The sequence below is a fragment of the Salidesulfovibrio onnuriiensis genome (assembly GCF_008001235.1).
GTDB lineage: Bacteria > Desulfobacterota > Desulfovibrionia > Desulfovibrionales > Desulfovibrionaceae > Pseudodesulfovibrio > Pseudodesulfovibrio onnuriiensis.
The window spans coordinates 653,019-667,005 of the sequence record NZ_CP040751.1 but is presented as its reverse complement, the minus strand read 5'-3'; the positions used below and the strand labels follow the sequence as shown (position 1 = coordinate 667,005).

The following is a 13,987-nucleotide window of genomic DNA, read 5'->3' as shown; positions in this document are numbered from 1 at the left end:
AAGTAAAAGGCTAAAGCGGGGATCGGAACTCCGACCCCCGCCAATATACTGAATCAGACAACTCCGTCCGGATTACGGACAAACGGATTCGGCAAACACGAACTGACCCTGGTCGTCGATCTCGACCACCACGGCGCACTTGATGGGATCGCCCTGCGCGTCGAACTTCATGCTGCCGGTGATGCCGGCGAATTCCTTGATGCCGCCCAGCGCGTCACGGATGGACTGGCGCTCCTTGCGCACGTCGGACTCGTACTTGCCCGCATCCTGGATGGCCTGCAGCACCAGACGGGTGGCGTCCCAGGTCAGGGCCGCGACATCGTCCGGGGTGTAGCCGTACTTTGCGGTGTAGCGGTCGATGAAGACCTTGGTGTCGCCCTTGGCCCCGGCGGCCGCATAGTGGGTGGAGAAGAACTGGCCCTTGCAGTCGTCGCCGCACAGGGTCATGAGCTCGGCGGACCCCCAGGCGTCGGATCCCATGAACGGACCTTCCCAGCCCAGGTCGTGGGCCTGCTTGATGATCAGGGCCACCTGGTTGTAGTTGTTGGGAACAAAGATGAAGTCGGGCTTGGCGGCCAGGATCTTGGTCAGCTGGGCCGAGAAGTCCTGGTCCTTGGTGCCGTGGGATTCAAAGGCCACGACCGTATCGGCGCCGTGCTTCTTTTCCCATTCGGACTGGAAGATTTCGGCCAGGCCCTTGGAGTAGTCGTTGGAGATGTCGAAGAGCACGGCGGCGGTCTTGGCGCCGAACTGCTTGGTGGCGAAGTTCACGGCCACCGGGCCCTGGAACGGATCCAGGAACGCGGCGCGGAACACCCACGGGCGATCCTTGGTGGTATCCGGGTTGGTGGACCACGGGGAGATCATGGGCACGCGGTTGTCGTTGCAGGTGCCGCCGGCGGGCACGGCCTGCTTGGAGGAGTTGGGACCGATGATGGCCACGACCTGGTCCTGCTCGATGAGCTTCAGGGCCGCGTTGACCGCGGATTCAGCCTTGGATTCGTTGTCTTCATAGACGAACTCGAGCTTGTACTTCTTGCCGCCCACTTCCAGGCCGCCCTGGGAGTTGATGTCTTCCTTGAGCATCTCGGCCGCGTACTTGGAAGCCTCGCCCACCTTGGGGATGTCGCCGGTCATGGGGATGTTGAAGCCGATCTTGATGGTGTCTTCTCCACCACCGCCGCAGCCCGCGACCATGAGGGCTCCCACCAGCAGGAATGCCGTCAGGCCGATTTTGAACAACTGATTTTTCATGAATGCCTCCCGATTGTTGTCACTTGATGTGCCGCAAAACTATCAGAAGCCCTTACACAATTTGGCAATAAAGACAAAATGTTGCGGAAAAAACTAAGCTAGCTAAACACTCACCGAATCGAAATTTCGATCTCGTCGGGCTACGCAAAGAGTAAAAAGAGGAGACGCTTTTTTCTCGATAGACCTGATTGCTTGCCGATTCGAAAAAAAGCACATTTTTTTGCCTTTTTGTGGCAAAACGCAACGCTTCGAGCGAACGCCCGGAAAGCCTTTGCCGGAAAGACATTGCGGTTTTTCGCACTCCCATGCAGAGTGGCGGTCCTGCGAACAGGACGAAACCAGCACTTGCGGTTTTGCGCTTGCGGTTTCAAAACACAAAACCGCAATTTACATATTTTGCATTGATTACAGTGTACTGAAAGCAAAACACGCGGCAATTCCGCAGCTGACCGCAATGCGCACTTTCCTCCTGAAAAGCCTGGGGGTTATTTTTCACATTGCAGAGTTGTGTCGCATCTTGTCGAAGTCGGATTTTCCGCGTACAAGGGTAAAGCATCTTGAGAAAGTCTAGAAATTCAAAGAAGCGATTCCTCTTTCCTGAGCCTGCACCGGAGGTCTTTTGAAGCAAAGCGTGTTTTCCGGGATTCCCGAGGTCCTGGACGAAAGGAAATACGCCCACGGCGGCAACCTGAGGAAAATGGCCGAAAAGGCCGGATGCGCCCCCGAAGAGCTGCTCGACTTTTCCGCCAGCATGAACCCCCTGGGGCCGCCCCCCTGGCTGGGCATGGAGATCGGCCGGGCTCTGGCCGAAGTCTCCCACTATCCGGACCCGGACTGCGCCGACCTGGTCATGGCCGCATGCGAGGCCTACAAGGTCTGGCCCACGCAGGTGCTTCCCGGCAACGGCGCATCCGAACTGCTGCACGCGGCCGTCGGGCTGGGCGGTTTCCGCCGCGCCATCATCCCCTCGCCCACCTATGTGGACTACGCCCGCCTGTGCTCCCTGCACCGGCTGGAGATGGTCCAGACGCCGCTCAAGCTCGAAGAGGGCTTCCAGGTGGACATGGCCAAGCTCGGGGCCATGCTGACCACGCCGTCCCTGGTATTCCTGTGCCAGCCCAACAATCCCACGGGCCAGGCCTTTGATCCGGCCGAGCTGCGCGAACTGGCCACCATGTTCCCGCAGTCGCGGTTCGTCGTGGATGAATCCTACGCCGAGTTCATGCCCGGCAACCCGGACCGGCTCATCAAGGACCGGCCCGCCAACGTCATCACCATCGTCTCGCTGACCAAATTCTTTTCCATCCCCGGGCTGCGCCTGGGCCTGGCCTTTGCCAACCCGGACCTGATCCTGGCCATGAAGCGCCGCCTGCCCACCTGGTCCGTGAACACCCTGGCCCAGCGCGTGGGCGCGCGCTGCCTGCGCGACACCGAATACACGCAGCGCACCAAGGAGCAGACCAGGCTGCTGCGCGAAAACCTGGCCGCGGGCATGCGCAAGCTGCCCGGCATCAAGGTCTATCCCTCGTCCGCGAATTTCCTGCTCTGCAAGGTGGACCGGCTCGGCCAGGACGCCCTGCCGCTCTACGACAAGCTCCTGAAGGACAGGGTCGCCATCCGGCTGTGCGGCAATTTCGAAGGCCTGGACAACAGCTGGTTCCGCGTGGCCGTACGCAGCGCCGAGGACAACGAGCGGCTGCTCAAGGCCCTCAAGCGCGCCACGGGCACGGGCAAGGCGCCGCTGGTCAAGCGCGAGAGCCGGACCCCGGCCCTCATGCTCCAGGGCACCTGCTCCAACGCGGGCAAGAGCGTGCTGGCCGCCGCCTTCTGCCGCATCCTGCTCCAGGACGGCTACCGCGTGGCCCCGTTCAAGGCCCAGAACATGTCGCTCAATTCCTTTGTCACCGACGAGGGCGGCGAAATGGGCCGGGCCCAGGTGACCCAGGCCGCAGCCTGCCGCCTCAGGCCCGACGTGCGCATGAATCCGGTGCTGCTCAAGCCCGGCTCGGACACGGGCTCGCAGGTCATTGTCATGGGCAAGCCCGTGGGCAACATGAGCGTGCGCCAGTACGTGGACTTCAAGCCGCGCGCCTGGGAGGCCGTGAAGGCCGCCTACGACTCGCTGGCCAACGAACACGACATCATGGTCCTGGAAGGGGCCGGAAGCCCGGCGGAGGTCAATCTCAAGCATCACGACATCGTGAACATGGCCATGGCCAAGTACGCGGACGCCAAGGTCATTCTCGCGGGCGACATCGACCGGGGCGGGGTGTTCGCCTCCCTGGTCGGGACCATGAACCTGCTCACCCCGGCCGAGCGCGACTACGTGCTCGGGTTCGCCATCAACCGCTTCCGGGGCGACGCCACCCTGCTCGACTCCGCCCTGGGATTCACCTTCCAGAACACGGGCAAGCCGGTCCTGGGCGTAATCCCGTACATCCACAACCTCGGCCTGCCCGAGGAGGACTCGGTCTCGTTCAAGGACGGCATCCGGCCCAGCCAGGACGACAAGCTGCCCGAGGACCAGTGCGTGGACATTGCGGTCATCGACCTGCCGCGCATTTCCAATTTCAACGACATCGATCCGCTCTTTGCCGAGCCGGACGTGCGCGTGCGCATCGTCACCTCGGCCCTGGAACTGGGCACCCCCGATGCGGTCATCATTCCCGGCAGCAAAAGCACGGTGCCGGACATGAAGGCGCTCAAGGGCATGGGCATGGCCGCGGCCGTGCGCTCTCTGGCCCACGGCGAGCATAAGACGCGCGTCATCGGCATCTGCGGCGGGTTCCAGATGCTCGGCCAGATGGTGGACGATCCCTTTGGCCTGGAGTCCGACTCCATCCGCCAGGAAGGGTTCGGCCTGCTGCCCATCGCCACGGAGCTGGCCGCCGAAAAGACCCTCCAGCGCACCGTGGGCGTGCATTGCAAGAGCGGCCGCCGGGTGCACGGCTACGAGATCCATCACGGCCAGACCCGCGCGCTGTCTTCCGAGCTGCGCGTGTCCATCCGCAACCAGCAGGACGAGCCGCTCGGATTTGGCCTGCCCGACGGCCGGGTCTGGGGTACCTATCTGCACGGCCTGTTCGATGCCGACGAATTCCGGCGCTGGTTCATCAACGAGCTGCGCATGGACAAAGGGCTCGATCCGCTGGAGAACATCCAGACCACCTACGATCTGGAAGCGAGCCTGGATCATCTCGCCTCGGTGGTGCGCGAGGCCATCGACATGGAGCAGATCTACTGCGCCCTCGGATTCGGCCGCTGCTGCAAGCAGGTTCCGCTCTTCTACAAGCTGTAATTCAGAAGATGCCTCCGGCGGCCAAAGGGGATTATCCCCTTTGGAAACCCTGGCTTGATTCAAAACACAAAACGCCCGACGGCCTGCAAGGCCGCCGGGCGTTTTATCTGAAAAATGTTGGGAAGGGAGCACGGGGGAAACCCTTTTGGAAAAGAGTTTCCCCCGTAATCTTTACTGCTTAGCTTCCCCATCAATGATGAGGTTGGGGAGCTCATCCGTATCGTCTGCCTTGATGGGGAAATGCTCGGTGATCAGTTCGCCGCACCGGGCAATGGCCTGACAGATGCCGTCCGCGGGCGCTCCCGTGCGGATACCCTTGGTCACGATCCGCACGACCTCGTTCCAGACTTGCGGATCGACCTTGTCGTTGATGCCCTTGTCGGCCAGCACCTGCACCATGCGTTCGTACACCGAAACATAGATGATGATCCCGGTCTGATCACGGGTGTGGTGCAGTCCGTTCAAATAAAAATTGGTGATGGCCGCCTCGTCCACTTCCTCGGCCATCTGGCGGCGCGAGACAAACGGCTTCTTCAGGATGGAGGCATAACGTAATACGATTTGGAATACGCAATAAGCGCCCAGAAAAATAGCCAGAAACATCCACATGTCCTCACTGCCGAGGTACATGCACGCCGCCACGGCGGCGGCCACGCCCAGCAGCAGCGAGCCGAAGGCCACCGCGCTCGGATAGTGGTAGGATTCGCTGGCGATCACGGGCACGATCTCGCCCGAGGTCCGCGTTTCCACGTCCTTGACGCATTCGATGATCTTCCGCTGTTCCTCGGCTGTCAGAAAGGATTGAGCGCCCATTATAGTTCCTTGTGGTTATTTGTGGTTTGAATCAAAATATCCATAAATTAGAATTTATTATTAATAAAGTCGATATCATGAAAAGCTACTCTTCTCCCCTCTCATCAACGTTGCCGTTTTGTTTAGAACTCGCTTTCTTTCGAAAGACTAAATAAAAAACGACAGCTCCTACTAGCGGAGCCCATAGTGGGGTATTACGTTTAGTGAAGGCACCTTCGTGAAAAAAATACAAATAATAAAAGACGCATGTGAATATCATCGGAACCACTAACGGCCAGTTAATGGAAAGCTCTCTAGCCACCCACGTTTTGCCTCTCGGTTCTTTCTTTTGAATTTCTTCAATTTTATCATCAACTTTCAAACGCACCTTAACAGCACAAAAGAGTACAATCGGCAAAAGGAACAAGCCCAGCACCAGCAAGCTTAAACCTTTTAAAGTATAATTTGGATTGTTAGCCGAGCTATCAAATGCGTACGCGGACAATGGAAATAGGCACCAATACCCAACAACCGATGATAACGCTGCTCCAAACTTCATGCGTTTTTTCCTACCAGCTCCCGGAGGCACCGCCCCCGCCGAAGCCTCCGCCACCGCCGGAAAAGCGACTGAAACCACCGCCACGATGATGCCTGCGCCCTTCATGGGCCCAATCCTCAAAACCAGCCGCTGCGGCATTTGCCTGATCTTTTTCAGGATTCCAGCCATACTTGTTCGTATAGCTTCGACGGCAAAAATACACGAGACCTACACCCAGAAACAGAACTGCCGCCAAGATCGTCCACTGATTTACACCGGGGATGCTGCTCTGATCCAGAGAGTATTCGCCGTGAACACCGGCAACGATGCCCTCCACGCCCTCTTCAAATCCCTTGTCGTATTGTTCGAGACGGAAATAGGGAGTCATGATCTGGTCGATGAGATGGCCCGCCAGCACGTCCGTGAGCCTGCCTTCCAGACCGTAGCCCACCTCGATACGGACTGTGCGTTCATCCCGACTCACGAGCAGAAGCACGCCGTTGTCCTTACCCTTCTGGCCGATCTTCCAGGCCTCGAGCACACGCATGGAAAAATCTTCCAAGCTGTCACCTTGCAGCGAGGGCACTGTCAGGACCACCACCTGGGTGCCGTCCGTACGTTGCAGCTCCGCTAGACTTTCGTCCAGGTCTCGCTCGGTGCCCGGGGAAATCATGTCCGCGTAATCATTCACGCGACCCTTAAGGCTCGGCACATCCAGCGCAGACGCCGACAGCGGCGTCGCCAGCACGAGAAGAGCCAAGGCAAGGCATTGAACCAATTTCCGCATTCTACCAGCCCCCGGAAGCTCCGCCGCCGCCGAAGCCGCCGCCACCGCCGGAGAATCCGCCGAAGCCGCCTCCTCCAAAACCTCCGCCGCCAAATCCGCCGGAGGAACGGCTGCTGCCGCCCATCATGGAGCCGAGCACGATCCAGGGCAGCACGCTGCCGCTGCTGCGGCCCCTGCGGCTGTGGCGGCCCATGAACCCGAAGGCCCAGATGGGCAGGAAAAAGAGCAGGAACAGGAGCCTGAAGACGCTGCCGCCCGAGGAACGGCGCTCGCGCTTGAGGCCCGAGCCCTTGAATTCGCCGCGCGCGGCCTTGACCATGGCCGCCGCGCCCAGCAGAAAGCCGTCGTCATAGCGGCCCTGCTTGAATTCCGGGGCAATGACGTTGTCCACGATCTGCCCGGCCAGCACGTCCGTGAGCACGCCTTCCAGGCCGTAGCCCACCTCGATGCGCATCTTGTGGTCGCCTTCGCTGACCACCAGCAGCGCGCCGTTGTCCTTGCCTTTGTGACCGACCTTCCAGGCCTCGGCCACGCGCATGGAAAAGTCCTCCAGGGAATCGCCCTCCAGCGAAGGCACGGTGAGCACCACGAACTGGGTGGAGTCCGAGGCCTCGAAATGGGCCAGCATTTCATTGAGCTGGCTTTCGGCCTTGGGCGTGATCATGTTGGCGTAGTCGTTGACCCGCCCCTTGAGCGCGGGCACGTCCAGGGCGAACGCGGAAAGGGCCGTGAAAAGCACCAGGGCCGCCGTGCAGAGCACGGCGGCGGTCTTTGCGGGGAATATCATGCGCAAGCCTCCCGGTTAGCCTTCGGACCCGAAGTCCACTTTGGGAGCGTTCTTGGCGCCTGCGTCGGCGGCAAAGAACTCCTTGCGCTCCAAGTTCAGCAGCATGCTGTTGGTCAGGGAGTTGGGGAATTTGCGGATGGAGTAGTTGAAGGCCTTGACCGTGTCGTTGTAGCGCTTGCGGGCGACGGTGATGCGGTTCTCGGTGCCTTCAAGCTGGTGCTGCAGGCCCAGGAAGTTCTGGTTGGCCTGGAGCTGGGGGTAACGCTCCACAACCACCATGAGCCGGGACAAAGCGGAAGACAATGCGCCCTGGGCGTCGGCCATCTTCTGAAGCGCGGCCTTGTCGCCGAGCTGCTGCGGGGTGATGGTGGTCTGGGTGGCCTTGGCGCGGGCCTCGACCACTGCCTGCAGGGTGTTCTTTTCATGGGCGGCGGCCGCCTTGACCGTGGCCACCAGGTTGGGGATCAGGTCGGCGCGGCGCTGCAGCGCGGCTTCCAGGTTGCCCCAGGCCGCAAAGACCTCTTCCTCCTGCTGCTGCATGGAGTTGTAGCCGCAGCCGGTAAGGGAAAGGGTCAGCAATGCCAGTGCGATAACGGAAAAAAGACGTTTGATCATATTGAAATCCCGTGGTTTTCAAGGTTGAAACACGGGATTCTAATACCCAACGGGCGCTCGGGCCGCAAGGGAAATGAAGGCGTTTCAAACCTACGCTTTCTGCGCAGCCCCTTCCGCGGGTTCACCGCTGCAGGCCGATTCCCCGGTCTCCGAACGGTTCATGATGTCGGCCAGCAGCTCCGCATTGGGGCTGCCGGGAAACATGAGCCGCAAACCGGTCAGGGCCGCCGTGAAAAGCACCAGCAGCAGGGCTATGTCGAGATGTGCGCAAGAGGTCATGTCCATCACTCCGAATCTGTTTCCACATCTCCACTGAAACAGACCGGAGTGACAAGGCTATGACGGTTGGGACACGATTGTGTGAATCCGTCCCATACAGACAAAAAAGGCTGCCGCTAAAGATCCACCAACTCCACATCGCTTTCGGCGATGGGCGTTCCCAGGAACATGGTGCCGGTGCGGGCGAACTTGGCGGGATCGTCCGTGGTCAGGAAGGTGGTCCCACCGCAGCCGTCATGCCCGTTGGCCCGGCCCGAGCCGGTCAGCTCCTTCAGGATGGCGTCGGCCGTGGTGGCGGCGGAGTCCACGATGCTCACACCAGGCCCCACCACGTTGCGGATGGCCCCGGCCAGCAGCGGGAAATGGGTGCAGCCCAGCACCAGGGTGTCGGGCGTGTGCGGCACGTCCGATCCGGAGGCGGGTGCGAACACGGGCCTGAGATAGCGGGAGGCCACGGCCTCGGTAATCTCGCCCTCCAACCAGCCCTCCTCGGCCAGGGGCACGAACAGGGGCGTGGGCCTGCCGATGATGTGGGCCTCGGGCCGCAGTTCATGGATGGCGCGGTGATAGGCCCCCCGGCAATGGTGCCCTCGGTGGCGATGACCGCGATGACGCCGTTTTTCGAGGCCCGGCAGGCGGCCTGAGCCCCAGGACGCACCACGCCGATGACCGGCACGTCCGGGTAGGCGCGCTGCACGGCCTCCACGGCAACGGCGCTGGCCGTGTTGCAGGCGATGACCAGCATCTTGACCCCGCGCTCCACCAGCCGGGACGTGGCTTGCAGGGCATAGCGGGTGACGGTCTGGGCGCTCTTGGAGCCATAGGGAAGCCGGGCAGTATCGCCCAAATAGAGTATTTCCTCGCAGGGCATGCGCTCGCGCAGGGCCTTGAGTACGGTGAGGCCGCCCACGCCGGAGTCGAACATGCCCACGGGCAGATGCGATCGATTGTCGTATTCGTGATTCATGGGCACGGAGTGCACCACATTTTGCCGAGAAAACCAAGATCAATCACGCCCCGAATTTGACACGCCCATAAAATAGGGGCAAAGGAACGCCCATGAACGAATTGCTTTGGATTATCTTCGCGGTCATGGACCTGTGCATGGTGCTGGTGGTGTTCCGCTTCTTCGGACGCACCGGCCTGTTTGCGCTCATCGTTTTCAACCTGCTCATCTGCAACCTGCAGGTCATGAAAACCGTTGAACTTTTCGGACTGACCACCACGCTGGGCAACATCCTCTATGCCAGCGTGTTCCTGTCCACGGACATGATCAGCGAATTTTACGGCAAGAAGGACGCCAAGAAAGCCGTCATGCTCGGCTTCGTGGCCCTGGTCATGATGGTGGCGTACATGCAGCTGGCCCTGCTCTTCCAGCCCGGCACGGACGACTTTGCCCAGCCGCACCTGGCCGCCCTGTTCGGTTTCATGCCCCGCATCGCCCTGGGCAGCCTGTGCGCCTACCTGGTCTCCCAGATGCACGATGTCTGGGCCTTCCATCTCCTGAAGGAAAAGACCGGCGGCAAACACCTGTGGCTACGCAACAATCTGAGCACCATGTCCAGCCAGCTCCTGGATTCCGTGGTCTTCTGCCTCATCGCCTTCTACGGCCTTTTCCCCAACGAGGTACTGGTGGAAATCGTCATTTCCACGTATGTTATCAAATTGTTGGTGGCCGGGCTGGACACCCCGTTCATGTACCTGGCCAGGCATCTCTTCGGGAGAAATCCCGCAACGGCCTGAAAGGAAGAACCGGGAGACCGGCACTAGCATGAAGGAATACCGCAAGATCGGCGTCTGGCAGACCGCATTCATCGGCGACGCCATCCTGACGCTGCCCCTGCTCGCCGCCCTGAAACGGCTCCATCCCCATGCCGAGATCCATTTCTGGGTCCGCAAGGGACTGGGCGCGCTGTTTTCGGGCCAGCCCGAGATCACGGCCGTGCATGAATTCGACAAGCGCGGCCGCGACAAGTCGCTGCTGGCCGCCCACCGCCTGGGCCGGAAAATCGCCGGGCAGGGCTTCGACCTCTGGATCTCGGCCCACCGCAGCCTGCGAAGCGCCGTGGTCGCCCGGGCAACCAGGATCGAAACCCGCATCGGCTACTGCGCCCCCTGGTTCAACCGCTGCGCCTATACCCAGACCGTGGACCGCAGGTTCGAAGACCTGGAGGAAATCGAACGCCTGCACCAGCTGCTCCTGCCCCTGAACGAGGAAGCCCCGGTTCCGCAGGCCAACCTGGTGCTGCCGCAGTCGGCCAGGCGGTTTGCCCAGGATTTCTGGGAAGAACACGGCCTGCAGGGCGACATGGTCCTGGGCGTGCATCCCGGCTCCACCTGGCCCACCAAGTGCTGGCTGCCCGACTATTTCGCGGAAGTGGTCCGCCATGCCGCCAACGAGGCGGTCACCGTGCTGGTCTTCGGCGGCCCGGGCGAAGAGGCCCTGGTCTCGGAGATCGTGGAAAAGGCGGGCGGCACGGGACGCTTCGTGCACAACCTGGCCGGCAGGCTGGACCTGCTGCAGTTGGCGGCGGTCATGGGCAGGCTCAGCGCCTGCCTGACCAACGACTCCGGCCCCATGCACCTGGCCTGGACCCAGAACGTGCCCCTGGTGGCGCTGTTCGGCCCCACGGTCCGCAAGCTGGGCTTCTACCCGCGCGGGAAAAAGTCCACGGTGCTGGAAACCGATCTCCAGTGCCGCCCCTGCGGCCTGCACGGCCCGCGCAAGTGCCCGCAGAAGCACCACGAGTGCATGAAGCGCATCACCCCGGAACAGGTCTGGAGCGCCCTGCGCGCCAAGCTGGACCAGCCCCTGGATTAGAATTTTACCCTTCCCCTTGTACCGGCAGAAAAAAAGGCTATCCTGAGGATAGTCCGATTTCTTTTGCCAAGGAGAGTTCATGCTCTGGTTCCATCCGGTCCTGCAAGCCCTGACCACCCTGCTGGCCCTGTACGTGGCCTTCACGGGCCTGAACCGCTTCCTGACCCAGCATCTGCAGATCAGCCGCCCGTTCCAGTGGCGGATCCACGTGCAGCTGGGCAAGCTGGCCATCCTGCTCTGGTTCGCGGGCTTTGTGGGGGGGCTCATGGTGGCCCGCATGACCTGGTCTGTGAACTTCATCACCGGCCGCCACTACCAGACCGCCCTGATCATGCTTCCCCTGCTCATCTTCGGCTACCTGAGCGGCATCATCATGGACGCGCACAAGAAGCCGCGCGGGCTGCTCTCCCTGCTCCACGCGGCCAACAACATCACGCTCCTCGGCCTGGCCCTGTACCAGTTCTGGACAGGCTGGGCCGTCCTCCGGGAGTACCTGCTCTAGCGCATGCAAAAGCCGCAACGCCCTGTCGGACGCTGCGGCTTTCCTGACTGTATCAATCGTTGTTGAATGCGGCCTAGAAGAACGCGCTCATGATCAGTTCGACCTGCTCATCGTGCTGGTGCAGGGTGTCGCGCAGGAAGGCGGGGCTCAGCCCCAGCAGCTCCCACACGCCATTATCGATGCCGGGCAGGACATACATGCCGCCGTTGGCGATATCCACGGCGTTGGCCATGTTGTCGGCCAGATTGACGATGGCCGGCTCCAGAGGATTGGGCCTGGACATGGGATCATGATGGTGATTGATGGCCTCGGACAGGTTTTCCGGGAACTTCCAGGCCTCCAGCAGGGGCGCGCTCACGTCCGTGTGCGTATAGCCGATGACGGTCTGCTCCGCCGCATGCAGGGGAATGCTGTTTTCGCGGGCGAAAAGCATGGCCTCGCGCGAGGCGTAGGGCAGCTTCTTGAACATGATCAGGCGCCCCACGTCGTGCAGCAGCCCGGCAATGAACAGGCGCTCGGACTGCACCCCGGTCTGCCGGGAGGCGATGAGCTTGCAGAAGATGCCGCAGGAAATGGAATGACGCCAGAACATCTCCATGTTGATGAGTTCCGGCGGAATGTCCTTGAAATAGTTGATGGTGGAAATGCCGAGCGCCAGGGTGGACAGCTCCTTGCCTCCCACCAGGGCAATGGCCCTGCTGATGGAGTCGATGGAGGACGGAAAACCATAGAACGGGCTGTTGACCAGCTTCAGCAGCTTGGCCGAAAGGCCCACGTCCGTGCTCACCACCTTGGCCAGCCTGTCCGCGGACACGTTGGGCGAATCCAGCACCTCGCGGATGCGGAAATAGATGTCCGGGAAGCTTTCCAGCTCGGTTTCGTGCTTGGCGATCTCCTCGGGGCCGCCCATGTCCTTGAGAAAGATGTCCTCCAGGTGTTCCACGGCCTGTGCCCGCCGCATCTCCACGGACGGTAGCTGCCAGCCTCCGGCCACCCTGGCTGCGGTGCGTTCCAGGGCGATGCGGAACAGTTCCAGCACTGCGGGATGGTCCGGATTCGAATACAGGAAGTAGTCCCGGACATAGTCCTCAACCGCAAGCAGGCTCTCCTCATCCAGTTCGGCCTGGCCCGGATCCACCTCGACCTCTTCGATGCCCATGCGATCCAGGAGCTGAAGATGCTTTTCCTCCAGTTCCACACCACCCGGCAGCAACAGCCGGCCGTCCGCGGTCTTCAAGTCGCAGGATAGGACCATGCCGGTCTTGAGCTCTTCAATGCGCAGTTTCGTCACGTTTCCCCGCTCCTACTCTTTCTTGTAGGCAATGGTTCCGGGATAGAATACCGGCTTGAATGCCTTGGTGATCTTGTGCAGCGACTCGGAATGGCCGAGCATGAGGTAGCCACCGTCCAAGAGATTGTCGTAATACGAATTGATGACCTTCTTCTTCATGTCCTGGTCGAAATAGATGATCACGTTGCGGCAGAACACGATGTGGGACCTTGGTATGCGCTTGACGGCCAAGGTGTCGTTGAGGTTGAGCAGCCTGAAGTCCACGATCTTGGCGACTTCGGGCTTGATGCGCCAGCCTCCGTTTTCCTTGGTGAAATATTTCAACTGGATGCGCTCGGGCGTGGTCTTCATGGCGTATTCATTGTACAGGCCTTCGCGGGCCTTCTTGATCATGGCCATGGACAGGTCGTTGGCGGAAATGCGGATCTTCCACCGAGCGGCCTCGAGACCGAGCATCTCATGCAGCAGGATGGACAGTGTGTAGGGTTCCTCCCCGGAGGAGCACCCGGCAGACCAGATGTGCAGCTCGCTCTTGCCCTGCTTGCGGACGTTTTCCACGACTTCCTTGAGAACGTTGTCGTAGAAAGCGTCCAGCTGCTTTGTATCGCGATAGAAACTTGTCTCGTTGGTCGTGATGAGCTCAAAGAGCTTGACCAACTCTTCCTTGCGGTTGGAATCGAACTTCAGAAACTTGAGGTAGTCGCCAAAGCTGGACAGGCTCAACTCCTGCAACCTCTTGCGAAAACGGCTTTCAAACAGGTATTTGCGCTTCTCGTCGACAAATATCCCGCTCTTCTCATAAATGAAGTCCCGAAGCTGGACAAATTCCTCGTCCGTGATCGCGACCCCTTTTCGCAAAGATATGGAACTCGAAAACAATGACATCAGCAACCCTCATTCGCCCCGCAGGGCTGAAAAACAACTCGAATACCCGAACCTCTCGTTTTCATGCGCGCCGCGTCAGCGGCCGCATCCGATGCAAACTCCCTCCCATAGTTCAAAACTATACGTAACAACGTGGTA

At 60.6% G+C, this 13,987-nt stretch carries 13 protein-coding genes and 1 pseudogene; 4 read left to right on the top strand and 10 right to left on the bottom strand.

Annotation, left to right across the window (positions count from 1 at the left end):
• Window positions 1-72 precede the first annotated feature (72 nt).
• Window positions 73-1,197: an ABC transporter substrate-binding protein gene (locus FGL65_RS03040; protein ID WP_147822654.1), complete on the bottom strand. Its 1,125-nt coding sequence runs from the start codon at window positions 1,195-1,197 to the stop codon at window positions 73-75.
• A gap of 676 nt (window positions 1,198-1,873) precedes the next feature.
• Between FGL65_RS03040 and FGL65_RS03035 the strand changes: the two genes are divergently transcribed.
• Window positions 1,874-4,552 (top strand): cobyric acid synthase, encoded by a 2,679-nt coding sequence (locus FGL65_RS03035; protein WP_284690582.1) that lies wholly within the window; start codon window positions 1,874-1,876, stop codon window positions 4,550-4,552.
• 171 nt (window positions 4,553-4,723) lie between these two features.
• Here FGL65_RS03035 and FGL65_RS03030 read toward each other — a convergent pair whose 3' ends face one another.
• From FGL65_RS03030 to murI, 7 genes and pseudogenes are all read right to left on the bottom strand, one after another.
• On the bottom strand, window positions 4,724-5,365 hold the full coding sequence (locus FGL65_RS03030; protein ID WP_147819592.1) for a TPM domain-containing protein: 642 nt from the start codon (window positions 5,363-5,365) through the stop codon (window positions 4,724-4,726).
• A gap of 85 nt (window positions 5,366-5,450) precedes the next feature.
• Window positions 5,451-5,903 carry a hypothetical protein gene (locus FGL65_RS03025; protein ID WP_147819591.1) on the bottom strand — a complete coding sequence of 151 codons (453 nt, stop codon included), beginning with the start codon at window positions 5,901-5,903 and terminating at the stop codon, window positions 5,451-5,453.
• 10 nt (window positions 5,904-5,913) lie between these two features.
• On the bottom strand, window positions 5,914-6,669 hold the full coding sequence (locus FGL65_RS03020) for a TPM domain-containing protein (protein ID WP_147819590.1): 756 nt from the start codon (window positions 6,667-6,669) through the stop codon (window positions 5,914-5,916).
• A gap of 1 nt (window position 6,670) precedes the next feature.
• Window positions 6,671-7,456 carry a TPM domain-containing protein gene (locus FGL65_RS03015; RefSeq protein WP_147819589.1) on the bottom strand — a complete coding sequence of 262 codons (786 nt, stop codon included), beginning with the start codon at window positions 7,454-7,456 and terminating at the stop codon, window positions 6,671-6,673.
• A gap of 15 nt (window positions 7,457-7,471) precedes the next feature.
• On the bottom strand, window positions 7,472-8,071 hold the full coding sequence (locus tag FGL65_RS03010; protein WP_187170510.1) for a LemA family protein: 600 nt from the start codon (window positions 8,069-8,071) through the stop codon (window positions 7,472-7,474).
• Between the two features lie 90 nt (window positions 8,072-8,161).
• Window positions 8,162-8,350: a hypothetical protein gene (locus FGL65_RS03005; protein ID WP_147819588.1), complete on the bottom strand. Its 189-nt coding sequence runs from the start codon at window positions 8,348-8,350 to the stop codon at window positions 8,162-8,164.
• 116 nt (window positions 8,351-8,466) lie between these two features.
• Window positions 8,467-9,317, bottom strand: a pseudogene (gene murI / locus FGL65_RS03000) (glutamate racemase).
• Window positions 9,318-9,409: 92 nt separating this feature from the next.
• Here murI and FGL65_RS02995 point away from each other — a divergent pair.
• The 3 genes from FGL65_RS02995 (at window position 9,410) to FGL65_RS02985 (ending at window position 11,673) form a co-directional block, all read left to right on the top strand.
• The gene (locus FGL65_RS02995; protein WP_147819587.1) at window positions 9,410-10,093 is read left to right on the top strand and encodes a queuosine precursor transporter; all 684 of its coding nucleotides are present in this window, start codon (window positions 9,410-9,412) and stop codon (window positions 10,091-10,093) included.
• A 28-nt stretch (window positions 10,094-10,121) separates the two neighbouring features.
• Window positions 10,122-11,171: a lipopolysaccharide heptosyltransferase II gene (gene waaF / locus FGL65_RS02990; RefSeq protein ID WP_147819586.1), complete on the top strand. Its 1,050-nt coding sequence runs from the start codon at window positions 10,122-10,124 to the stop codon at window positions 11,169-11,171.
• Window positions 11,172-11,250: 79 nt separating this feature from the next.
• Entirely contained in the window at window positions 11,251-11,673 is a 423-nt protein-coding gene (locus tag FGL65_RS02985) for a DUF4079 family protein (RefSeq protein WP_147819585.1), read from the top strand.
• Between the two features lie 73 nt (window positions 11,674-11,746).
• Here the strand turns inward: FGL65_RS02985 and FGL65_RS02980 are convergent, their stop codons facing one another.
• Window positions 11,747-12,964, bottom strand: a complete 1,218-nt coding sequence (locus FGL65_RS02980; RefSeq protein ID WP_187170509.1) for an HDOD domain-containing protein — start codon at window positions 12,962-12,964, stop codon at window positions 11,747-11,749.
• 12 nt (window positions 12,965-12,976) lie between these two features.
• On the bottom strand, window positions 12,977-13,852 hold the full coding sequence (locus tag FGL65_RS02975) for a CheR family methyltransferase (protein ID WP_187170606.1): 876 nt from the start codon (window positions 13,850-13,852) through the stop codon (window positions 12,977-12,979).
• Window positions 13,853-13,987 lie beyond the last annotated feature (135 nt).